The 22,857-nt window shown below is 36.3% G+C and carries 20 protein-coding genes; 5 read left to right on the forward strand and 15 right to left on the reverse strand.

Going from position 1 to position 22,857, the window contains the following annotated elements:
* Positions 1–179: 179 nt before the first annotated feature.
* The 4 genes from JG479_RS19290 to JG479_RS19305 all read right to left on the reverse strand — a co-directional run bounded on the left by JG479_RS19290 (position 180) and on the right by JG479_RS19305 (position 5,239).
* Positions 180–1,277 (reverse strand): cell division protein FtsZ, encoded by a 1,098-nt coding sequence (locus tag JG479_RS19290; RefSeq protein ID WP_200220457.1) that lies wholly within the window; start codon positions 1,275–1,277, stop codon positions 180–182.
* A 73-nt stretch (positions 1,278–1,350) separates the two neighbouring features.
* Positions 1,351–2,325 (reverse strand): helix-turn-helix transcriptional regulator, encoded by a 975-nt coding sequence (locus JG479_RS19295; RefSeq protein WP_234047908.1) that lies wholly within the window; start codon positions 2,323–2,325, stop codon positions 1,351–1,353.
* Between the two features lie 12 nt (positions 2,326–2,337).
* Positions 2,338–3,084, reverse strand: a complete 747-nt coding sequence (locus JG479_RS19300) for an LEM-3-like GIY-YIG domain-containing protein (protein WP_200220458.1) — start codon at positions 3,082–3,084, stop codon at positions 2,338–2,340.
* Positions 3,085–3,220: 136 nt separating this feature from the next.
* Entirely contained in the window at positions 3,221–5,239 is a 2,019-nt protein-coding gene (locus tag JG479_RS19305; RefSeq protein ID WP_200220459.1) for an AAA family ATPase, read from the reverse strand.
* A 226-nt stretch (positions 5,240–5,465) separates the two neighbouring features.
* On the opposite strand from JG479_RS19305, the gene JG479_RS19310 reads away from it, so the two are divergent.
* The 3 genes from JG479_RS19310 to JG479_RS19320 all read left to right on the forward strand — a co-directional run bounded on the left by JG479_RS19310 (position 5,466) and on the right by JG479_RS19320 (position 8,251).
* Positions 5,466–6,107: a hypothetical protein gene (locus JG479_RS19310; RefSeq protein WP_200220460.1), complete on the forward strand. Its 642-nt coding sequence runs from the start codon at positions 5,466–5,468 to the stop codon at positions 6,105–6,107.
* Positions 6,108–6,151: 44 nt separating this feature from the next.
* Positions 6,152–7,078, forward strand: a complete 927-nt coding sequence (locus JG479_RS19315; RefSeq protein ID WP_200220461.1) for a hypothetical protein — start codon at positions 6,152–6,154, stop codon at positions 7,076–7,078.
* A gap of 132 nt (positions 7,079–7,210) precedes the next feature.
* Positions 7,211–8,251, forward strand: coding sequence for an IS481 family transposase (locus JG479_RS19320; RefSeq protein ID WP_138488686.1), 1,041 nt, complete (start codon positions 7,211–7,213; stop codon positions 8,249–8,251).
* 281 nt (positions 8,252–8,532) lie between these two features.
* On the opposite strand, the gene JG479_RS19325 is transcribed toward JG479_RS19320, so the two are convergent.
* The 11 genes from JG479_RS19325 to JG479_RS19375 all read right to left on the reverse strand — a co-directional run bounded on the left by JG479_RS19325 (position 8,533) and on the right by JG479_RS19375 (position 20,678).
* Positions 8,533–9,681: an HNH endonuclease signature motif containing protein gene (locus JG479_RS19325; RefSeq protein WP_200220462.1), complete on the reverse strand. Its 1,149-nt coding sequence runs from the start codon at positions 9,679–9,681 to the stop codon at positions 8,533–8,535.
* A complete protein-coding gene (locus JG479_RS19330; protein WP_200220463.1) occupies positions 9,681–10,379 on the reverse strand; it encodes an OmpA family protein in 699 nt (232 codons plus the stop codon). Before JG479_RS19330 ends, JG479_RS19325 begins: the two co-directional genes overlap by 1 nt.
* Positions 10,379–12,145 (reverse strand): MotA/TolQ/ExbB proton channel family protein, encoded by a 1,767-nt coding sequence (locus JG479_RS19335; protein WP_200220464.1) that lies wholly within the window; start codon positions 12,143–12,145, stop codon positions 10,379–10,381. Before JG479_RS19335 ends, JG479_RS19330 begins: the two co-directional genes overlap by 1 nt.
* A gap of 380 nt (positions 12,146–12,525) precedes the next feature.
* On the reverse strand, positions 12,526–14,460 hold the full coding sequence (locus JG479_RS19340; protein WP_200220465.1) for a DUF262 domain-containing protein: 1,935 nt from the start codon (positions 14,458–14,460) through the stop codon (positions 12,526–12,528).
* Positions 14,447–15,799, reverse strand: coding sequence for a DUF262 domain-containing protein (locus tag JG479_RS19345; protein WP_200220466.1), 1,353 nt, complete (start codon positions 15,797–15,799; stop codon positions 14,447–14,449). Before JG479_RS19345 ends, JG479_RS19340 begins: the two co-directional genes overlap by 14 nt.
* Positions 15,800–15,804: 5 nt before the next feature.
* Positions 15,805–16,050, reverse strand: a complete 246-nt coding sequence (locus JG479_RS20245) for a hypothetical protein (protein WP_325101150.1) — start codon at positions 16,048–16,050, stop codon at positions 15,805–15,807.
* 236 nt (positions 16,051–16,286) lie between these two features.
* Positions 16,287–17,600 carry a DUF4145 domain-containing protein gene (locus JG479_RS19355; protein WP_200220467.1) on the reverse strand — a complete coding sequence of 438 codons (1,314 nt, stop codon included), beginning with the start codon at positions 17,598–17,600 and terminating at the stop codon, positions 16,287–16,289.
* Positions 17,597–18,556, reverse strand: a complete 960-nt coding sequence (locus tag JG479_RS19360; RefSeq protein ID WP_200220468.1) for a viperin family antiviral radical SAM protein — start codon at positions 18,554–18,556, stop codon at positions 17,597–17,599. Before JG479_RS19360 ends, JG479_RS19355 begins: the two co-directional genes overlap by 4 nt.
* A 197-nt stretch (positions 18,557–18,753) precedes the next feature.
* A complete protein-coding gene (locus tag JG479_RS19365) occupies positions 18,754–19,425 on the reverse strand; it encodes a hypothetical protein (protein ID WP_200220469.1) in 672 nt (223 codons plus the stop codon).
* Entirely contained in the window at positions 19,415–19,849 is a 435-nt protein-coding gene (locus JG479_RS19370) for a hypothetical protein (protein WP_200220470.1), read from the reverse strand. Before JG479_RS19370 ends, JG479_RS19365 begins: the two co-directional genes overlap by 11 nt.
* A complete protein-coding gene (locus JG479_RS19375) occupies positions 19,842–20,678 on the reverse strand; it encodes a hypothetical protein (protein ID WP_200220471.1) in 837 nt (278 codons plus the stop codon). The genes JG479_RS19370 and JG479_RS19375 overlap by 8 nt, the downstream gene beginning before the upstream one ends.
* A 601-nt stretch (positions 20,679–21,279) precedes the next feature.
* Between JG479_RS19375 and JG479_RS19380 the strand changes: the two genes are divergently transcribed.
* Together JG479_RS19380 and JG479_RS19385 are read left to right on the forward strand one after the other, a co-directional pair.
* Positions 21,280–21,807 carry an RNA polymerase sigma factor gene (locus JG479_RS19380; RefSeq protein WP_234047909.1) on the forward strand — a complete coding sequence of 176 codons (528 nt, stop codon included), beginning with the start codon at positions 21,280–21,282 and terminating at the stop codon, positions 21,805–21,807.
* Between the two features lie 62 nt (positions 21,808–21,869).
* Positions 21,870–22,847, forward strand: coding sequence for a FecR family protein (locus tag JG479_RS19385; RefSeq protein WP_200220472.1), 978 nt, complete (start codon positions 21,870–21,872; stop codon positions 22,845–22,847).
* Positions 22,848–22,857 lie beyond the last annotated feature (10 nt).

Raw genomic sequence — 22,857 nt, forward strand, 5'->3', positions numbered from 1 at the left:
GTAAATTACAGCCGCGAATTATGCCTATCTTTCTCTGTTGCTTTGTTGATCTTAATCAATAAAAATCGCCGCAAGGCCTTTATTTATAAAGGTGATAGCAAAGCTAATAAATTTTTATCTAAATCGTCCTATGGTAGCGCTTATCCATAACTATATACCGCTGTCTTTGCTTGCAAACCCTATAAAGCACTTTTACTAGGTGGTGCAGATTGATTTCTTATAAATGCAGGTATATCAAAAATATCTGACGTTCTAGGTCGGCTTGTTGCTGAGGGTTTAACTTCTTGAAAATCAATTTCGTTACAAGTTTCAGTAACCATTTTAGTACTGGCTCCCGTAGCAATAACAAGTAACTCATAATTAGTCGCTAAGCTTTCTATTTTTGAAACACCACAAATAACCAACGCATTTGGGCTCACCTGCTGGCGCACTGTATCGGTAATAAGGTTATAACTACCCAGTGAAATTTCATCTTTGCAATTTACTTGTATAATTACCCCCGTACTTGATGACATATCAACCTGGTTAACTAACGGGTTATTAAGTGCCCCATTGAGCGCAGTAGTAAGCTCACTTTCTTCATTGCATTTACCAACACCTAATACCGCATCACCTTGGCAATCCATAATTTTAGCAAAATCATTTAAATCAACGTTGATCAAACCTTGAAAACAAAGCATGTCTATCAATGATTTTATCAGTGAATGAAGTATTTGGTTGCTATGCTTAAAGGCGTCAAATAAACCAATATCATTCCCGAGTACTTCAATCAGTTGGTCGTTTGGCAGTGTAATAACCGCATTAGCATGTTCTTTGAGCTCATTTAAACCGGCTTGCGCTATATTGCTTCTAAACTGCCCTTCACTACTAAATGGTAATGTAGCAACAAATATAATGGGTTTACCTTGTTCACTAGCAAGCTCTGCAATATAAGGGCTAGCGCCAGTCCCAGTACCACCACCCAACCCTGTTGCACACAGTATTATATCGCAGCCATTAATGAGCGTTAAAAGCTGCTCTTTACTTTCTTCCGCCGCTTGCAGCCCAACTTTAGGATCGGCGCCGGCCCCATAACCATGAGTTAACTCAGCCCCTATAAGCACAGCTTCATCACTTTGTGTATGCTCAAGCACTACTTTGTCGGTATTAACACTGTACAAGTGCGCCTGCTCAGACTCTCGTTGCTCAAAAATACTGTTTAGCGTATTACAGCCACACCCACCAATGCCAAATACACCGATTGATAAACCATCATTTTGTTGAATTAATTGAAACATAGCTACTCCTTAACTTTAAAAGGAGCATAGCAAACAGGTGCGTCAAATTTTGACGCACCTAAACAAGTTGGAGTTATTTATAGATGTTAGCGGCCGCTTTAAGCTTTGTAGTGATTCTTTGCCGCAGCTTTTCAGGTTTAATAACTTCAAGCCAATGAGCACATTTAAATAGCTCATCGGTTAGTTGCTCGGTATCAATCGTCCGGTAGGTAAGTAATACGTTTTTATCGTCAATCTGTTGCTTGTCAGTCAGCTCACCAAGCTCAATAAAGCCTTGATTAACCGCCGAGTGCCTGGGTACTTTTACAATTAACTCAATCGCTTCTTGCGACATGCCTTTGTTAATCGCACTACGTAACGACTTTAATTGCTCAGTGCTTGGCTCACGTCGTGTTTTTTGCAAAATGTGTACATTACGAATGCGGTAAACCGGCATTTGATAACACTTATCGTGAAGCTCTCCCACCATAAACTGCGCCATCAACACACCGCCTTGCTCAACTAAGTTGTAAAAACTTAACTCCGCAAATTTTAGCCAATGAGCCTCATCGTAAAGTACTCTATAAAGCTCAGTGCTCACTGCACGCTTATGCTTAATCGCATGCTCAATTTGCGCAACTAACTGATTATCAATATTCACTTTTAACGAAGGCTTAGGCAGAGTCGAAAACCACTCAGGCACATGGCCATTAACACGTTTTAGTGCCTGCTCTGCTTTAATATGTACCGACTGTTTAACATCTATGGGGGCCGATTGTGGTAGTAACTGCTCTAGAAGCAAATAATGCTCAGCAACTTCGCTGCTCATAACTTTTGCGTTACCACCTCGCCACTGAGCATTGATAGACCAGCCATAGGGCTTACTGCGGGTATCTTTTTCAAGCCCAAAGCAACCTTGCTCGTAAAGTGATTGGAGATCGCGTTGCAACATACGAGTTGAAATATCAAAGCCACGTTCAATCATTCTTTGTTGCAATTTTTGAGTTGAAATAGAGCTTGGCGATATTGGCACAAGCTCTAGAATAGATAAATGGCGGCGTGAATTCATTAAATTATTTAACTACTTTTTTGGTAAATAACTATAGCCTTGCTGCATTGACGGTATAGGATAACCATCACTGCCAACTAATAACCGTCCGCGAAGATGATGCTCATCCTGAGCTTGGCCTACAAACTCCCATCTATTTGGCTTCCCTTTACTCGCTCTAGTAGAAAGAGTAGAGCCAGCTTCAAACCAAGCCTCAATTTTATAAACTTGGATTACAACCCCATCGACTACTGCTAATGCTATGTTGTACTCATTTTTTTCTCTAGTTTCCGCTGATACACCATGCCAAAACTGTCGGGTCATGTCATAAATTTCAGGCTCGGATAATGTAGGTGAATATGTTTGATTTATATAAAATAAAATACACTTTTCTTTTATATCATCAACTAGAACTGGCTTCATCGAATGTAACCTTTCAAGCTCTTCAATTGTTAAGCGCCCTTTAACTACCCCATGCCCTCTGACCACATTTGTCAGATTCTCTAAACCCAGTGCATCAATGATAGCTGCCTCAACTTCAAAAGCTGTTTGTTCATCTAATCCATATCTTAATATTTCAACTCTAGGCTCTTCATTAACAGCTCTAATTTCTGCTATTTTCCTTGCTTTATTAGACTCTTTACCTATTTCTTTTAGGTGATCAAAAGCTCTGTTATTGTAAGATGCCTTTCCTACATAAAAAATCTTATCATTACTTGGGTCAATTAACCCATATACATAACAACCGAGTTGCTCTTTTACTAATTTTGAAAATTTCATTTTTAAATCCATTCTTTATGATAATCATATACTTGGTAGGTAATAGCCGAGCATTATCTTTAAGTAACATATGTAACCTAGCATATGTAATACAACTACAAAACTTTAATAAGTAAGTACTTTATAGTGTTATACCTCAAACAAACCCTATCTTCTGCTTTCCGCCTTCTTTTAGGTCGTTTTGTTCTTGTAAAATCGATAACATTCGCTCTTGAGTCATTCGCTTTTTTGAAAACTTCATTTGCCTTTTTACAATCGCAAAGTCACCTGGTGTGAGCTTTGTAAGGTTGAATAACTCATGCATTAGGTGCTTATTTAACACTCCAGGACCTAATGTATCTTTAAATAATTGCTTAGCCTGTAGCGGAGTCAAATAGGTTAAATTTAAATTAAAATCAAATCGCCTCATTACCGCTTTATCCAAATTTTTAGCAAAGTTAGTAGCAGCAAAAAGTGGAAGTTGAAATTGCTCCATATAGCATAGTAATTCATTAACTGTTTGCACTTCCCAATTTGCCTTTGCTTGTTCACGACTACATAGCAAACTATCCGCCTCATCAATAAATATTGCACTTCCTTCTTGTGTAGCTTGTTTAAATAGTTGAGCAATATTTTGCTCACTTTCGCCAACCCACTTGCTTAATAAGTCAGATGCTTTAACAGATATAAGTTTAAAATCAGCTTTTTCGCATAAATAATTTACAAAAGCTGTTTTACCTGTGCCAGGCGGGCCCGTTAGTAGAGTTCGTGAACTCGAATATTCAATTACAGCCTCTTCAACCTGTTCGAGTGATGCATACTCAGACTCTATATTCACCATTTTAGGATTAAATTTTTGCGCTGCTTGATAAGTTAATCCGTGAGCCGAAAAGCCGCATGCAGTTAAAGTATCTTGAATATTCTCCTCTATACATTCACGCGCACTCTGTGCTTTAAATCCGCATAACCTAGCTACATGAACAGCTTTAGCAATATGGGCTGGCAATAAGTTTTGTTGAGCAGCTAATTTACTAATAAAACTGTTACCAACACTCAAACCTTTAACATATTTGCCAATCATTTTTTCTTTAGTTGTTTTGTTTAGCCCAGGAATTTCGTAAACAATATTAAATCGCCTAATAACGCTCTGTGGTAAATCTTCTAGATGATTAGTGATCCAAATACTCACCACAGGATGATTTTCAATGTAGGTATGAAGTAATTCTTTTGAGAAGCTTTTTGAAAATAAATCACGCTCAAAAATGTTTTCACATTCATCCAGTAGCAACATTGTTTTTTTACGCTTACTAACCAACTTACTCACCACATTAAAGTGCTCTAAGCGCAGCTCAGAACTTGCACTTCGACTATCGAGCTCGTTTGTTGGGGTTATTAAATTACCACCTTTAGCTTGTACCTTTAGCAACTGCGCACCACAAACTTGCGCTATATATTTCGCTAATGAAGTTTTACCCGAACCTGGCACACCATAAAATAAAATACTCAACGGTTGCCCACCGGTCTTAGTCGCATTTTGCGTAGCTTTAAGTAAAGTGTTTAAATCTAAGTGTGATAAATCAGCAGCGCTAAGTTCAGAAGCTCCACAAGGGGTAACCAAGTGAGATAAAATATCACTTTCACTATTTAGCTTACCCTCGAGCAAGCTTTTAGCAATTGCGGTTGGTAGTATTAGAAACTCATCTTCCCCAGCAAATATCTCCATATCCATCGAATACATGCCAGATTCAATAATTAACCCAATTTGCTTATTAAGTAGTGCTTCATCAATATCAAGCACATAAGCTATTTTTTCTAAAATAACGCTTGCGTAATCGTCACGTAAGTATTCAACAAGTTCGCGTAATGGCTTACTGAGCGTCATACAGCACGAAAAAATAACTAATGGAGTAACCGTTTTTGGTAGTCCAAACGCTTTACAAAATATATACACATTTTTTTGTAGCGTTTTAGGCATTATATTTATTGCTAAATGATCTAATCGCGAGATCAAATCATCAACATCTAAACCATGTAAATTCGTATAGCTAAAGCCCGAAATGTTACACAAAGACTTTTTAAATAGCTTATATTGCCAAAGCTCTTCTACGTCGAATTCTTCTAATAATTCAGTAGCAAAGTGTGCCACAATACGTTTTAATTGAGGGGTTGTATTCATGCTATGTACCTAGTTATTGTTAATCAATGAGTACATAGTAGCTGGGTGAAATGTTTTTAGATCACGTAAGAAAAGCAAACACAAAACGGCATAAGCCATTGAACTTAAAGAAAATAAAAAAGGTTTTTCTTTTTTATTTAAAAAAGCAACCGTAAAAAATATAAGTGATTGTTTTATAATAAATATTATAGCAATATATATACTATAACGTTGAAATGGACTTTATATGGAAGAAGTTAATTTAAAACCCGGCTCAGAAGATAACCCCATTCTTTTAAAAAATAAGCACCAAAATACTAAGCTCACTCAAAAGCATCTCAAAAATAGCAAAATCTATATACATAGACCACTACTGCAAAAGTACACTAAAAATAACAACGGTGAGAAAGGGTTTTCTTTTGACAAGGCCCCCGATAGCTTTGAATCTTTTACCAATAACGTGATTTCAAATCCCAATTTGAAACCTATTGATATTAAAGTGGCCTTAGGATTGTTTAATATTTTGGATCAAATCAATGCAGGTGAAGGAATTGTTTTTATTTGCAGTACAAATAAACTCGTATATCAATATTATGGTGAAAGTAATTTAGAGGTTCACTTTACAAATATGGACACCGCCGATATTGAACTGACTCCGCTTCATGAACTCATATCAAAAAAGCTCAATTCAAAAATTAGTAACGACAGCTTAAACAAGGTTTTAATTAGACTTGATAGCTTTCACTATATAAATGTCACGCCCATTACTTACCAAAACTCGAAGCTTGGTATCAACGATAAATCTTTAAACAAAGGAAAGGCATACCTAAAATTTATAGAGATTAACGATATGATGAACTCTAAATGCTTAGAAAAAATTTGGATTTAGGGAAGCATTCAAACTTTATTAAAATTATATGAAGGACACGGAATATGAACATAGATGAATCAAAATTATCAAGTAGTGAATTAGCAGCAGCTTGGTTTAGAGCTAACCCTTCTTTTGAAAAACCCAGTAATTTATTGGCTATTCATATATCTACTTACTATGATGGGGGTACTAAAAAATGGCGAAGTGATTCACCAGTAAAAATAGTCTTTGGTAGTAATGGAGAAGCTGGTCGTATTTCTGTGACTCCGAAACCTAATCAAAATAAAATAAAAGTAAGATTTGTCCCTTTAAATAAAGAGGATCGAATTACCTCATTCATTGATACAGCTAGATTCCAATCTATTGATATTTCACTTACGAAAGGTCAAAGTAAAGAGCTTTCTACGATTGAATTAGTTACGCCAATTGACCATACATCATTAACTGAATCTTTGAATATGATAGATCAGATTATTAATAACTTTGACTTCAAAGACTTTGATAAAAAAAATCTAAAATTTAGCACTATGCTCAAACTTAATGAAGAGGCAATTACAGATGTCATTACTGCTACAGAAATAAGAAGAAAGTGTCCAGAATTTAATACAATGGTGTTAAATGAAGCTCAGATGGAACAACGTTTTCAACAATGGTTACAACGTCAAAATATAAAATGTAGTGCTCAAGATCGTGATGGCTTATTTCGCAGAGATGTTACTTTCACAAAAGGCGATATTTACACAATTGCAGAGTTAAAATATACAAGTTCAACTAGGCAAGACATTGAAGCTGCAATAGGCCAATTGCTGAGATATCAGTTGCATCCAATAGCGCAAAAACCAGGTGATGAATTATTAATAGTTTCAGGTAACATCCCTAAAAAAGAGGATATTCAATGGTTTAAACTTATCAAAGAGAAACTAAATTTACCTTTATCTTTCTTATATGAATCAGAATCTAAAGACTGCTTTTTAGGAATCGAAGATTAATGCTTAAAAAAGTCTAAATTTGAGTGTATTAGTTCAGACAAGATCTGACACATCAACTTGAAAAAGTGAGAGTTACCCGTTTTGATAAAAGGTGTCGAATCTTTAAATCAAAACATATAAGAGGTAACTCTCATGCTACATACTAACAATCCAATTATTAAACACAAAGCGGGTTTACTTAATCTTGCAGAAGAACTTGGCAACGTATCAAGAGCCTGCAAAGTGATGGGCGTATCCCGTGATACATTTTATCGATATCAAGAACTCGTCGAAGACGGTGGACTTGATGCGTTAATTGATAAAAGTCGTAGAGCGCCAAACTTAAAAAATAGAGTTGATGAAGCAACTGAACAAGCCGTCATTAAATACGCTGTCGATTATCCAGCTCATGGCCAACACAGAACGAGTAATGAACTCAGAAAACAAGGCGTATTCGTTTCTGGCAGCGGTGTTCGTTCAATATGGCTACGTCATGACCTAGAGAACTTCAAAAAGCGTCTCAAGGCACTAGAAAATAAAGTTGCTAACGAAGGTATCATTCTCACCGACGCTCAAGTAGCTGCGCTTGAAAAGAAAAAACATGATGACGAAGCGTGTGGTGAAATTGAAACGGCTCACCCAGGTTATCTAGGCTCTCAAGATACATTTTACGTGGGTAATCTCAAAGGCGTTGGGCGTATCTACCAACAAACCTTCGTTGATACATACAGCAAAGTAGCGTTCGCTAAGCTCTACACCACGAAAACGCCAATTACTGCGGCTGACATACTCAACGACAAAGTACTGCCGTACTTCGAACAGTACGAGCTTCCCATGCTACGTATTCTAACCGATAGAGGCACTGAATATTGTGGCAAAGTCGAACATCATGATTACCAGTTATATCTGGCTATTAATGATATCGATCATACAAAAACCAAAGCTATGTCACCGCAAACAAATGGTATCTGCGAACGCTTCCACAAAACGATACTCAATGAATTCTATCAAGTTACATTCCGTAAAAAGCTATATAGCTCATTAGCGGAATTGCAAAAGGATCTGGACGAATGGATGATTTATTACAATAATGACCGAACTCATCAAGGAAAAATATGCTGTGGCAGAACGCCATTAGAAACTTTATTAGATGGAAAATTGATCTGGGCTGAGAAAAATTTAGCTCAAATTTAGACTGACAGTCACCGATTAAAAAACGGGTAACTGTCAGATCAAGTCTGAGCTAGTACAATTTGAGCTAGTACATCTACATCCACTCCGTCTAAAACCATATTCAGGAAGCTTAATCTTTACTGTTACAGATTAGCTGCCACCTCAAACAATAATAAGTCAGTTTTTGTTTGATACTGACTTGATAAACATTTTAAAACACGTTTAATTTTTTCTATTGAGTGTTTCAGCATCAAAGCTTGCTTTAGAGTGCATATAAATTAATCCTTTAAAATTAAAATTTCTTATCTAATTTGGCGTTGAAAATTCTCAAAGTTATTTAAGGCGTCGAATGCAGTAAATACAGTCCAGCCGTGTCTTCTTAATATATTAGAATTACTCATATTAATAAGCACCGCTACTTTACGCCTTGGCCAGCAAAGATCGATTGAAACAAATGTTTCTTTATCTTGAATAACAATCCCTAGCTCAGCACCTGGTAACCTAGTCGACTCACATTTTTGTAAAAGGCCATCTAATGCTGTATCCGCACACTCTCGCAGATTATCGTAATTAAACACGTCAAACTTATGTTGTTCTCGTCTTAGCTGATTAATTTTAAGAATATCTGAGTTGCTTACATATATATGGTCATGATGTGGCTGCTTTTTATGGCAATCTGCACAAAGTACTCTCAAATTATCTCGTTGGTTATTAGCTTTATTACCATTAATATGATGAGTATGGAGTAATTTTTTTTCAGACTTTAGATCAACTCCACATTGTTCACAGCAATAATCTAAATCGCTTCTCAACTTAGATGAAATTGACGACCAATCCGAAGTATAGTTTCCAGCTCTAAAACCAGCAGTACTTTGCGGTAGAGATTTAAAATATGAGCTATATGCCTCAAAGAATTTTGAATATGAAAACGAATTTATTAACTGATTTTTTTCACTCCATCCTAACTGGGAAAAGTTATTATGATTTAGTAAAACTAAACAGTTTTGACAAACAGCTAAGTCAGCGTCGCCTTTAAGCTCTTTGCGAGAATGATAATCGCCTCCAAAAACAGGAAAAAAACCATCAACACGACTAATCACGTCGTAGCGATCATTAAATCGTCCTCTTTCTCGCATTCCGATTATTGTTTTACATTCAGCAACATGTACTCTTCTTGCTCCCTTTTGCTTCCCATCTTGTAAAACACTTGAGATGTTACCACCTTGATCAGGTATATAAAGCATAACTTGATGACCATCATAGTTTAGTACACCGTTTGACCCATCAATTTCATCTAACTGTACATCTTTTCCTAAAATCATTCCTTGATTAAGATGACTGCCAATGCTCTCGAGTTCAGAGGCATCACTGGTAATAGAAAAGTCAGTTACTACTTGCCCTAAGGGTGCTACCGCTTTATGTAACGCACTAAAATCAACTGTTAGCTTCATTACTGCGCCTCCAGTATCCGTTTTATTTGAATATCAGCATTGGTAATCGCCCTAAAAGATACACGCCTTGACCTTGCAGCATCTTCCACACCATTATCTTTTATCAAACGTGATGATGAAAAACCAACTGCAGCAATATTAGCTTTAATCCAATCAGACTCATTAGGCATAAGGGAATAACCATACTCTAATACAGAACGTGTTCGCCCCTGAGATAATCGCATATTATAAAAGTATGCTTGCGCTTCTGTAGAGCCTCTTAAACCAACACTTGAAGTATGACCCTCAATACGAATTTCATCTAAAGAGTCCCTAAACGGGGCAAGCACGTTGATATAACGGGGGAAAAAGTCGTTTAATATTTCTTTATATGCGTCACTTAATCTAGTTTCATTATTAGCAAATAAGACATCTGGGGATTGAAAGTTAAACGCTAACGTTTCTTTGTCTATTGTTGCTCCCCACTTATCAAGGTCTCTTTCAAATTCGCTTTCTAGAGCTTCATATATAGCAACTTGATTTTGTTGGTAAGCAACAGCAACATCTTTAATCTTGTCGTTTTCTTTTTGAGTTATCATCATAAAAACAATAGCTATAAACAAGAATACAACCATTAAACCAGCCATCAAATCTGATACAGTTAACCAATGATCACTACTATCTTGTGAGGTATTTTGAGAGCCAAATATCTTTTCCATTACATTACTCGCTGACTTACAACTTCATTCATAGCTTTAGTTAGCTTAATGTAATCATCAACAAATTTACCGCTTACCTGTGCAAGTGCTTTACCCATTTCGTTCATTACACGGTTTATTTCTTGCTGCATCGCAGTATCAATAAGTTTTAGTTGTGAGTCTACGGCTTCGCCAGTCATACCAACTTGCTTTTTAACCTCATTTTCCATTGCATCAAAGGTACGTTTAGCTTGGTTAATTTGCTGTGTAGCTGCATCGTCAATAACTTCATTAAGGCGTTGCTGAAGTTTTTCAGCTGACTTAACCACAGTGTCACGCACCTGCTCTGTATCTGTTACAAGGTTTTGATTAGCTTGCTTCATAGTTGAAGTAATGTCTTTAGCGTCATCTACTAATTTTTCAATCATGTCTCGCATATTGTTATTTAGGTCAGTCACCGTATCTTGTAGGTGCTGCTTAATTACTTCAGTTTGCGACTGTAAATGATCAGATGTTGTCTTTAAGCTTTCGTTAGTTCGAGCTGTATTATCTGTAAACTCATTGCCTGCAGTTTGGATTTCTTTACCAATCTTATCCGAGCTTTCTATCAAACGATCGCCAACACTATTGATGCCTTTCTCTGTTTCATGAGCAAACTTGTCTAATAAATCATTAGATGTCTGAACATGAGTTTTTATGTAATCGTCTGATTGTGTAAGAAGGGTTTTATAATGGTCACTCGCTGTTGTTACTGCAGCCGATATATCGTTCACTGTAGCTTCAACTTGTTTTTGAATTTGCGGGACGGCTTCAACAGCTTTGTCGCGCATATCTTTAAAGGCCTCTAGATGGCGTTCAAGCTCAGCTAATTGATGTTGATTAACTTCCATAACACCTTTTAATTCACCCATTGATTGAGGAATTATTTGGCTTTGCTCACTAATATGAGCAACAGATGATTCAGTAGCAGAAATAGAAGCAACACCATGAGCGTATTGGTCACTCATTTCTTTAAGCTGAATTTTATAGTTTTCTTGCCATTCAACTAATTTAATTACCGCTTCATTTAATTGTTTAAAGTTATCACCAAACTGCTCTGTTAAGTTGTTATTAAAATCACTAATCACCTGTTTTAGCGCTTCAATAACTTGCTCTGTAGCTGACTTTGATAAATTATCTGCAAAGTCTTGTAGTTTAAGCCATAGCTTTTCACTAAACGCCTCAAAGTTCTCTTGTTGTTTTACAGCTTGTTCTTGGGCAATATTTATCGATGTTTTTGCATTATCATTAATATCACCACGTAATATTTTTAATTGCCCAAACAGTGTTGACTCTTCATTACCAACAATCGCCTCTTTTAAAACTTTAGTTTCTGCAACCTGCGCTTGCATAGCACCTAATATTGCCTCAGGTGTTGCATGAGAAATGCTATCTTCTAGTTGTTTAGGTTTTAAAAATGAAAATGTAGACAGGGTTTTAAACACTAAAGATAAAAATATCCCCGCTAAACTTGTAATAAATGCCGTTTTTAAACCTGCTAGTAATAACGGAATACTGGCTTCTATATCACTTTGGTTAAATTCTAATAAACCAAGAACTATACCTAAAAAAGTACCAAATATACCCATCGTAGTTAATAGTGTTGGAACAAACTGAACAAACTCAACTTGCTTAGCTTTTTTGGTGTAAAACAAACCTAAACCAAAAACAAAAAGCATTAAAATTAAAACAACACCACTAACAACGTTTGTATCAAAACCGCGTAGTAAACTTTCTAGTATATCCATATGATTTATCTTTTGTACTCTCGTAATTAAATAGACAACTACTTTGAAACCTCAAAGCAGAAAACACGCATTAATGGCGATAGAAAGAATTATAAAGAGGTATAAAATTAACAGTGGGGGTTTGGCAGTACTGCTCGGCTTTTATCCATAAAATCTTTACGTTCCCTTTCGCCATCCACAACTAAAATAAAGCAATACTTTAGTCGTGGCGAGATAGTATATAAATCAACTGTGATAAGCAAAAAAATAATGATAAACAACTAAAAAAGCAGGTTATATAACCAAGCTTTAAGCTTAAATTCAGCAACCTTTACTATTAAGCCAATATTGACCATTAATTATCAGCAGTGTTATTGAGTAACTCGACTTATCGCTGTAGCTCATATTTTTATTGCGGATAAAACCTTTAACATGGCCGATTCATGTTTTTCGATATTTTTTCGACCTAGTCCCACGGGGCCCCAGTCATCGTAACTCATCATAATCGCTTGCTTTAAACTCTCGGCACGATTGTTCTCACGATAGAATGACTTTTTATCCTGCGGAGAGTAATTGCTAAGCCTCGAGTTACTACTTGGCGAAATTAAACATAAATTTCCAAAACGATCGACATCCTCCATTTTACTTGCGCCTGATGGATCGGTTTGCGGGAAGTAATGCTCAACAGAGGTTCTAAAACTAAACTGAAAATCATCAAAGTGCTTTCCAAGCTCTTTTTTACCTTTACCATCAAATGTTTCACCATCTGATAAACGCTTCCACAAAAGGTAATCCAACCGATTAAACACGAAGTTCTGAACACCCGTTCCTTGATGTAATACGCCTAAGCTCTCTTCATTAAGCTCTAAACATTGACCGCCAGTGATTTCTTCAAAATAGCGATCGCTTAAGCGCTCAAGCTCAGTTAAGTACACCTCTCCATCAATGCTTAAACCCGTATCCTCTTTAGTATTCCTATTCAAAATACTTAGCGCATCATTTAACCAACGCTTATAAACTAAGGCTGGATTTGATACATGGAACATTGCTAATATCATGCGCAATTTTTCATTTAATGTGTCTTGGTCTTTACCAAAAGAGTTATTATAGCTAGAGCTTGTGCTAGTACCACTCGTATTAGCTATGAGTGTTTGTAGGCTCCACTTACGCTTTTCATTGTGTTGGTCTGGCTTGATGATGTAGCTATCGAATAGAATTCGGTACTTGAGCAACTCATATACAAAGGTTTTGGCTTCTACCTTCAAGCCATTATCTTTACTAATAAACGCATCAAGTAATTTTTTATCATCAAGCGATACCCCCTTAATCTCAGGCATCAACTTGAGTACATGAAGTAAGAAATTTGAAAAGTCGATAACCGTGCCAAAGCGCTCTTCTTTCTCGCGCTCTTCATCATCGGTATTTTCACTGGGTGTTTTGTTGTCGATAATTTCGCGTAGTGTCATTGCATCTTGTTTTTGCTGTTTACTCGTATGCTTTGCTTGAATTACATCAAAGCTTTTTGGCATTGTTTGCCAATTGTCACCAAATACTTCTTTACGCAAATCAGATTGAAAACCCATCTGTGTGTAACGCGTCATATTTGAGCAAGCATCCCAAATGGTCGAAAAACAGTTTCTTTCCTCATCATTGCTCAGTGTCGCCATGAATTTTGCTTTCAATACTTCGTGTTTTTCTAGCTGCTCACCACGGTTATTCATGATCTCAAAGTAGTGATTAAGATCGGTTTGCGGTGGCACAACGACTCTCAATATAGTGACGTTTTCTAACAGGTATTCGCAAAACTGCTTAATTTTAGCCTCTGTATCTAGCCCTTTGGTTTTGAAGTAACGCTGAATAATGTTCAACGCAGCATGAATGTTAGGCTCTTCAGGCTCGCCACTTGACTTACCTTTATAAATATCATCTAACGCTCTGGAAGATTTTGGGCGACTATCAAAAGTTAGGTTAATGTCTAACCCTGCTAGGTCACTCTCACCCAATACTTTTCGATGTTTTAGATACGCCAATAAAATAGAGAGCGTGGTATGCCTTTGCTGCCCATCAATAGTCTCGTACACCGTATTTGATTGCTGTGAATGAGTTGTGCGCTGATACACAACAAGACTACCCAGGTAATATTTTACTTGTTTTACGCTAACAGTTTCACCTGGCTGAGTAATAAGCCCTGCGGCATCGCTAATATCTTGAATAAGCTGCTCAATCTCAGGTGCCCCCCAAGCGTAATTCCGCTGATAGATAGGGATAATATATTCAGTTTTCTTGTCGAAAAGCTCTTTGACAGACAATGGCTTTACTAGATTATCTTGGCTCATTAATACTTCCCGATTTCATTGCTTCAATAAATTTTTTTACTTCCTTAGCGTTAGTAAACTTAGGCTCTTTTATATAAAGCGGCTGAAAGTTCAACACTTGTTGAGGGTGAACGGCTTTGCGAATTGCTCTAAATAACCCACTACGGCTTTTAGCATGATTGTCAACCGACTCCATGCCAATACGTTGCAATTCAAGGCGTAAATAATATGCCCAGCGATAACAAATCTGCGCTGCTTTTTTTAACTCCACATCACCGAATTTGTCGTAGTAATACATCACTGTACACAAAAATAAATTACGCACATAGCTATCCCCTTTACGATGACTGCCACTGTACCGAGTGTAATTATTAAAGAATGAAGCGAGCTTCGCCTCCTTGCCAACAAACAAACTTGTGTGAATGGCCATATAGTGCTGAATGTACTCAAAAAATCGCTTACCGTTGATCATCACCTGTTCCACTTGGAAAGGGTAACTCTTGGTTTGCTTGTCCCATTTTCGCGCGGGATCGCCATTAAAGGTTTCAACCGCGTAATCGAGCGCCAACATTGCATCCACATAAGCGTACTGGGTGTTATCCAAGTTAATACCCTTGAATACATCAATGTTATGACGACTAAACGTAATGCCATAATCACCGTCAATCCATCGGCGCATACGGAACAAAAACTCCCCCATGATGGTGTGCAAATTGGCTGAATCATCATCAGGGTTAACGCCTTGCTCCCACAGGCTTACATGATGCAAGCGTTCTGTTTGTGTCGTGGCGTCCATCATTTCACGCAGGTGATACGCTTTGAGTAAATCGTGCGGCGCTAGGGCTTTACCACGGGCATTCTGAGAATCAAAAAACTGAAACGCTTCACTCAAATTATCTAATGTCACTTGAATAAGCTCGCACTTGTTAAGCACAAAATTAAGTAACTCCTGCTTTTTGGGGGCAGTCAAACTTGCTACTCGTTCAGAAATGATCTGAGCATTATTTTTGAGGTTGTCGATACTTACTGATGATTCAAATTTATGTTCAAGCAAAGTGGATGAAATAGCTTTCTCAGCCCCATCAAGAATGGTGCAAAGCAGCGTTAAAGTGAGCAGCCGCTGCTGCCCATCAACGATGTTCAGTGTCTGTTTTTTATTCTTATTCACTGACTCTTTATCTTGATGCAATACTACAGTACCGAGCCGATAACACGGCTTAGTGCGGTGATTAAAAATATCATCAATTAACTGATTAACGTGCTTGGCCTGCCATTTGTAGGGCCTTTGGTACTCAGGAATCATGAGTTGTTTCGCTAACAACTGCGCAATAGTTTGAGGCTGATTAAAGATAATTGCCATAATAATTACAACGCCTGTTCGACTATGGCGTCGGTTAGGTGAAGTTTAGTGGTTTGTGCGTCGGTTAAACGGGCTTTAAGTTGGTCGCATAACGTTAATAGCTCATCGACTTTGGCGACAATGCGTTGCAGCTCTTCTAAAAGAGGAGCTGTAACTAGTAATGAACCTATATGAGTTTGATTAACCGTTTTAAAGGCAAGTAGAATAAACTTACTGATTATATCGGTTTCGCTGAGCTTTCTTTTATCCATAACTTAAACCATCCCTAAATACTACGCTATGAGTGCGCACAACTCGTTGATTCAACGCGTTTCATGCTATTTAGTGATGCTATATAAAATAGGGTTAATAAGCAAAATAAAAGGTAGAACTAAAAAACGAGAGACAGTAACTCTCGTTTTTAATTTAAGGTTTACCCTTTAAAGGGTGCTGCAATTATTCATGAATCAAATATAACCACTTAATCCTATGAATAATTGTATGTATATTATTTCCCGCAGCAATTTTTATACTTTAAATTAGAGCCGCATAAACAAGATTCATTTCGACCCTGTTTAATCGTTTTAGCACTTGTTTTTTGTAGCTCATCTATTAATTTCGCACCGAAAGATTCGCGTATTACTTGTAGTTCTGAAATAAATTTACGCATTTCTAAGTATTTTTCATTGAAATACATTGCTGCATCTAAGTTACCAGTAGCAATCGCTTGGTATAAGTATTTTTGAGCTAGTTCGTCATCTTTTTTAACTAACTTACCTCGGTGGTATAACTTACCTAGTTCAAACATTGCTTTATTGCAACCTAGACTTACTGCTTTTTTAAAACTTTCAACGGCTTTATCACTATTAGTTTGACAAGCTTTACCTGAAGAATATAAAACACCTAGCCTTTGATATAGAAAAACAGAATGCTCAGCCTTTTTGTGGGTAAGGTATTTATGTGCTTTTTTATAGTCTTCACTTAAGTAATGGCACCAGCCCAAATAAGCGTAAGCAGCGTAAAAACCTCTTTTCGCTAATGCATTTAGTAATATTGCCACCTCAGTAATATGCAGGTTATCTACTTTATTATTGAGGCATAAAAGAGCATATTTGAATAGAATTTGATGACTTTCTTGAGCAATACTAATTTGTTTATCATCAGAGCTAATAATATCAGTTATCGTTTTTTTTGAACAAAGTTGAAAAGCACTTTTATAAGACTCAGCGGCAAAAGAATACATAGTCTGTGCGCGCACAATAAAAGATTTATCATCTAACGCTTGGCTTTCAAAAGCATCACCCATTTCTTCGTAGAAAATACCTAAACTTAAATACTCTTTATAATCACAAGAGCTTAAACAGTTAAACCATAAGTCTTTATGTTCTTGGCCTCCCACATTTATTAGCTCGTATTTAGGTATGCGCTCACCAAGCCCTAAGCTCAGATAAGCACTTTCCAGTAAATCTAATACTTTTGTTCTTGAGGCTAACGCCTTACTTAGTAATACCTCGTTACTTAACTCCTTATTATGTACTCCATCGTTTGTTAACTCTCTAACACCATGAAATAGCTCTCTATCAGCTCCATGAATTGCGCAGATATCTGCTAGTTCATTTATTTGCTCCCATAAGTTTTTATTAGTAAATTCATAACTATGGCGCTGCGCATATAGTAAGCATAAGGTTTCAAGTATTTTACGAAACTTAAACAGACTCACATCAGGGCTTACGTTCATTAGTAATAGTGCATTTTTGTAATCTGAAGCAATGGACTCTTTAAACAATGCTGCAAATTGTTCATCATTATTTATAGTGCTCATGCTGATACTCCCTGTTTTAACGCGGCGTTATTTTTAATCTGATACTCGCTATTACTAAGGAGGCTAATCTTATTGTCCTTTTTATATCGGCTAGTAAACGTCTCCCAATTTATCTCACAGATCTCTAAGGCTTGCTCTACTGCTACATCTAAAATTAAATCACCATAAACGTATCCATTTTGAGTTGCGCTATTTTGATAAAAACGCCCTTGAGGATTAATCATTAAATAAGAATTTGTCATTGCTTCGTTGTCTTCTGCCACCATGACTTCTTTTAATGAAGCATGGCGTTTTATAAACCCCGAAAACTGCTTATCAGAAACTAATAAGTTGTTATTTAATACAGGAAGCACCTGAAAAACCTTCCATTTTTCGGGTTTTATGTCTGCTATTAACTGCTCGAATGACTCTTGGTAATTAAGGCTGTTAACAACGGTGTTGACCTTTATTGTGATGGATGGATTAACGTTACGAAGCTGTGTAACTGCTTTAATTAAATCGTGACTTCCAAAAGACTCCCCTTTACGATCTATTCGGCCAATATCTTCACGTGCAGTTGAAAATTGGCTATCAAAACTGATCCCAATCATTGAAAACATGGCACCATAGTTGTCTATAAATGAGTCTGTTAGGTAATGGCCATTGGTAATTAGTGATAAATTAAAGCCGAGTGACTTTGTCTTTATAATTAACTTTGCAAAACGTTTTTTAAGAATTAGCGGCTCGCCTCCTGCAAAATTGATACGCACACTTTTATAAGGGAAAACTGCTTTTACTTGGTTGGTATTATCGTCAAAAAAGTAATTAGCTAATTTTTCAAGCATTAACTCTGCGTCTTGGCCATTAGCTTGTATTTCGTTGGGACGGTCCCACTTTGCATAGCAAAATTTGCATGAGTAATTACATACTTCTGTAACGTGATAATTAATGACTAATTCATCAAAAGAATTATTCATGTGAACCTCCTAACAAAAGGTTCAATAACGTTGTTTTCACAGCCGCATCTGCTGATGAAAGTTCATTGGTTTCATTGAGTAATGAAAAAAGAATTAAATGGTACATTAAAATCTCCTAATATCACCACAGTGCGCGGTGACTTCAGGAGCAAGTATCAATCTGTGAAATTCACAAAAAAGGGAAGGCAGTAAATATTTTAATATTTATTTAGCAATAAACTATATTCTTCGTATTCTGCTTTTTTAGTGTTGTATAGAGTTACTAGCCATTGCCCCTGTTCGCTAATAAACGCATCTGGGTTTTTAGTAATTAGTTTACCTAGAACACCAAACTCGCCTTCGATCACGGCTTTAAGTGCTAAATCAAATGGGCTCGGTTGCGTATTAAACTCAATAGAATTAGCAATCATCTCCAATGAACTATATTGGCCTTCATTAAATGGATATGGAATTTGATCTTGTGACCAATCTATATTTTCATCTGATAGAAAAAGCCTTAAATCAACAATACGCTTATCTAGTGCTTGAAAGAGCAATTTTTTAGCCTTCCACTCCTTGGCAAACTGCTCAAATCTTTCAGTATTTATTTTTTCGCCATTGAGCCAATTTACAACTAATTTTTTATCTTCAAACAACGTATCTAGAATAACCAGATTACGAATAAATATATGATTACCTGCTTTAATAGGCTTTGGCACATAATCGATTGACTCAGATTTTATATCTTCCTCATCAAGTAGTTTAGCTTTGAGATTTTTATCTTTAACGTAATAATTTAAACGACTTCTTAACCGCTCTGGCAATAAGTTGCGGTCAATTCCTAAGGCTTGACAGGCAACCGCTGCAATACTTTTATTTTTACCAGCCATACTGCTCACCATAACAACCAAGACGTTGCTCTACTTTATGAACAGTTAAAGCCCCTCTAGCAATGTATGCGTAATTAATTTTGTAAGTATCTACTTTACACCGCTTTGCTACTCTATAAATTGCACCAACACACATGCCTGCTAAGTTGGCTTCTTTAAGGGATGTGCTTAAAGAACCCAGTAGTGATTCCTTTTGTTCTAAAAATTCTGAACAATATTCTTTCCATTTAAAATCACTCCTGTTTAATGAGTAATAACCAGTGCACTGCCCCGCTAAGTGTGCTTCAGTCACAGAAGTTGAAAGCTTTTCTAATAGTGAGCGTTGTTGCTCTTTTTTTTCTTTACACGCAAGGTCTATATCAATTTTCGCTAAAATGCTTGAGCTGAAAAGAATGAATATGACGAATATAAACCCTTTAAACATTGGCTGTGCCTGCTTTTGTTAAGTCTTTTTCAACTACTTGCTCTAATGGTTTTTCGTCAGGTTTAAAATTAATTAGGCAAATAATAAATAAGGTAATTATTATGACGTCATCAATCCAATAAGCGTTATATTTACTCATTATAAGAAAAGGAATAAAGCCTAGTAGACTTACTTTTATTAGTACGTTTAATGAATGAATGCCTGTTAAGCTGACACTAAAGCGAAAAGGGGTAATAGCTGATTTTTTATATTTCGAAATTAAATTACTCAAAGTTTTGATATTTACAATCCAAAACCAGCCTATCAGTAACTTAACGAACAAATTATCCTGAGTTTTAACTAACACTAATAAGCTAATAACCCCGAGTAATAAAATAACCACTAGCGTAATTAAAAGGTGAAATAACGAGTGAACCCAACGATTAGGTTTTAACAACTGCTCTATTTGCTTAGCCCTTGAAAAAAAGTAAAACTTTGCTGAGTTTCTAATTAAATCAGGCTTTTTTAGCTGTGATAAATATTCAAAAGCAATCATATGTTTGGCTTTATATGTTGCAAAGCCATCGTCTGATAACTGAAAATCTTCATTTTCGTCAAGTAAGGTATTTTTTTTATCTAAATACGCTATTGCATCTAGCGCGGTAGTTACCTTTTCATCACTTTTATCGAGTTCTTTAGGTACTTCAAACCCTGTGTCTTTTTTTAGGGATGCAAGGTTTACTCGCCATTGCTGTATTAATTGATTCTGGGAGAGAGGGTTATCTTGATTTTCTACTTCTACAGTCTCAACATTTTCATTGATGTTCGAAGGCTCATTATTACTTTCCATACTTCTATTAAAATCCTTGTATAACTAAAGTTTAGAACTGTGTTATGGTCAATTTTATCCGAATTACATCGAACCATAGATACAATAATACATAGGCATTTGAATTGATAGAAAATAAAGTAATAAGATGAATTTAAAAAACACGACCAAATAATTCTAAAAAGATAAAATTTTGATGATACTTAATTAGGAGATCATCATTACTGAGTAATTCTGTAAAACTTATAATGTATCCTTTATCTTCTATGCTCTAGTAACGGTTTATTGCATTGACAAGTTAAATACTTGGACATTTAAACGGCCTCGCTTCCGCAAAATAAAAAAGCGCCCTAAGTAAATCAGATCGTTTGCGTTTAAGGAAAATAAACAGATTTTATACAAATTCAAATACCATATATAAACATAATCTTCATGCTACGGTTATTATTTTGACTGTATTTCTAATAATACCGATAACTATCTTGGTACAGAGCACAGTAAATACAACAAACCAAGTAAACTTTTTTCTTAATTACATTCTTTGACTTACCAAGCGTACCTGTAATCAATTGGTCATATTATTCACTTAGTATTTATTTAAAATAAAATTCTAGACTGAGTAATGAAGACTTTTAAAAGCCCCCTGCCATCGAATTTAAATATTTCTTCTGAACAAAGCGATGTAAAAAACGTTATCAGCCATATTCGTAAATTCATTAGTCGTCGAACCAATAATACAGATGACGTAGACGATCTTGTGCAAGAAGCTCTACTAAGAACATTAAATAGAAATGACGCATCAGAAATTGAAAACTTCCAGGCGTACATAAATCAAGTCGCAAAGTCTGTTATGTATAGTGATTGGCAAAAAAATAAAAACCAACCAAATAATGCAGAAGATATTGAGCTTTTTACAAATGATAATAGCGATCCAGAGGCGCAGTCTATTACAGAGCAAAAGCTCGAGCTCGTTAAAAGTGCGTTGCAAGAGTTACCACCTTTAAGAAGAAAAGTATTTAAGCTTCGACGTATTGACGGATTAAGTCGCGAAGAAATTAGTCTGCAGTTAAATATGAGCCAAGAATCTGTAAAAAAACATATTACGCGCGCAATGATACAAATAACGCTTAGCATTGAAAAAAATCAATAAAAATGTCCCCTTTATTACACTTTTACGCTCTTTATATTTAATCAACGCAGGTTAGGTTTTTAATGAACGAACAACGCTTAGAACAGGCAGCAGATTGGGTAGATCGGATTAATGATTTAAATGATCATGACCGTGAAGAACTATCGCTTTGGTTAAAATGCACAGAAAATAAGAATGCATTTGAAAAAATAGCCAATGTATTTGGCGATCCTGCTGTTAAACAGGCTCTACACATTTACACTAATCAAAATAGTTTACCGACTCCAATAATTACGCCTAATGCTAAACGCTCTAGGACTTTCTCTATGCTCGCCTTAGCAGCTAGTTTTAGCGCTATTGCTTTTGCAGTGTACTGGCTTGCTATATCTCAACAGACATTTACACCAACACCTATTGCAAAAACCGCAGTTAAATCTAGCCTGCCTCAGCTTTTAGAAGCGCATTTAGGTAAACGCGTATCGCAGTTATTAGATGACGGTTCATATTTGCACTTAAATGCAGATAGTGCGTTAACTGCTCACTTGCTACCACACTCAAGGCAAATCGAATTAAAAAAAGGACAGGTTTTTTTTGATGTAGCCAAAGATAAAACACGGCCATTTATAATAAATTCAGGACAAGCAAGCATTAAAGTACTGGGTACTTCTTTTGATGTAGAACGCAATAAAGATGAAGTAGTGGTAACTGTGTACGAAGGCAAAGTAGAAGTGTCGGCTTTAGATAAAGTGATATTAACTCCCTCTCAACAAGCTGTTATAAAAAATGGCCATATAACTGTAGATTATAGCCAGCAGTTAGCACAGCTCCCTGCTTGGCGAATGGGTTGGATTGATGCAGAAAAAGAACCTCTAACCAGTGTTATTAAACAATTGCAGCGTTACAGCCCTATGGTAATTAAAGTAGATAACACACTAAATAATACACTAATTAGCGGGCGATTTAATCTCGAAACGCCAAAACAAAGCCTTATGCTCATTGCATCAACTTATAACTGGAAAGTAGATAAGAAGAACAACGTACTTCATTTAACGTTACCTTAAATGAGTAAAA

Origin of the sequence: Pseudoalteromonas sp. LC2018020214 (genome assembly GCF_016598755.1) — a bacterium.
GTDB classification, from domain to species: domain Bacteria; phylum Pseudomonadota; class Gammaproteobacteria; order Enterobacterales; family Alteromonadaceae; genus Pseudoalteromonas; species Pseudoalteromonas distincta.

Excerpts from the sequence above, each read along its gene's own strand:
- JG479_RS19290 (WP_200220457.1), bottom strand. The coding sequence starts at position 1,277 with ATGTTTCAATTAATTCAACAAAATGATGGTTTATCAATCGGTGTATTT.
- JG479_RS19295 (WP_234047908.1), bottom strand. The coding sequence starts at position 2,325 with ATGAATTCACGCCGCCATTTATCTATTCTAGAGCTTGTGCCAATATCG.
- JG479_RS19300 (WP_200220458.1), bottom strand. The coding sequence starts at position 3,084 with ATGAAATTTTCAAAATTAGTAAAAGAGCAACTCGGTTGTTATGTATAT.
- JG479_RS19305 (WP_200220459.1), bottom strand. The coding sequence starts at position 5,239 with ATGAATACAACCCCTCAATTAAAACGTATTGTGGCACACTTTGCTACT.
- JG479_RS19310 (WP_200220460.1), top strand. The coding sequence starts at position 5,466 with ATGGAAGAAGTTAATTTAAAACCCGGCTCAGAAGATAACCCCATTCTT.
- JG479_RS19315 (WP_200220461.1), top strand. The coding sequence starts at position 6,152 with ATGAACATAGATGAATCAAAATTATCAAGTAGTGAATTAGCAGCAGCT.
- JG479_RS19320 (WP_138488686.1), top strand. The coding sequence starts at position 7,211 with ATGCTACATACTAACAATCCAATTATTAAACACAAAGCGGGTTTACTT.
- JG479_RS19325 (WP_200220462.1), bottom strand. The coding sequence starts at position 9,681 with ATGAAGCTAACAGTTGATTTTAGTGCGTTACATAAAGCGGTAGCACCC.
- JG479_RS19330 (WP_200220463.1), bottom strand. The coding sequence starts at position 10,379 with ATGGAAAAGATATTTGGCTCTCAAAATACCTCACAAGATAGTAGTGAT.
- JG479_RS19335 (WP_200220464.1), bottom strand. The coding sequence starts at position 12,145 with ATGGATATACTAGAAAGTTTACTACGCGGTTTTGATACAAACGTTGTT.
- JG479_RS19340 (WP_200220465.1), bottom strand. The coding sequence starts at position 14,460 with ATGAGCCAAGATAATCTAGTAAAGCCATTGTCTGTCAAAGAGCTTTTC.
- JG479_RS19345 (WP_200220466.1), bottom strand. The coding sequence starts at position 15,799 with ATGGCAATTATCTTTAATCAGCCTCAAACTATTGCGCAGTTGTTAGCG.
- JG479_RS20245 (WP_325101150.1), bottom strand. The coding sequence starts at position 16,050 with ATGGATAAAAGAAAGCTCAGCGAAACCGATATAATCAGTAAGTTTATT.
- JG479_RS19355 (WP_200220467.1), bottom strand. The coding sequence starts at position 17,600 with ATGAGCACTATAAATAATGATGAACAATTTGCAGCATTGTTTAAAGAG.
- JG479_RS19360 (WP_200220468.1), bottom strand. The coding sequence starts at position 18,556 with ATGAATAATTCTTTTGATGAATTAGTCATTAATTATCACGTTACAGAA.
- JG479_RS19365 (WP_200220469.1), bottom strand. The coding sequence starts at position 19,425 with ATGGCTGGTAAAAATAAAAGTATTGCAGCGGTTGCCTGTCAAGCCTTA.
- JG479_RS19370 (WP_200220470.1), bottom strand. The coding sequence starts at position 19,849 with ATGTTTAAAGGGTTTATATTCGTCATATTCATTCTTTTCAGCTCAAGC.
- JG479_RS19375 (WP_200220471.1), bottom strand. The coding sequence starts at position 20,678 with ATGGAAAGTAATAATGAGCCTTCGAACATCAATGAAAATGTTGAGACT.
- JG479_RS19380 (WP_234047909.1), top strand. The coding sequence starts at position 21,280 with ATGAAGACTTTTAAAAGCCCCCTGCCATCGAATTTAAATATTTCTTCT.
- JG479_RS19385 (WP_200220472.1), top strand. The coding sequence starts at position 21,870 with ATGAACGAACAACGCTTAGAACAGGCAGCAGATTGGGTAGATCGGATT.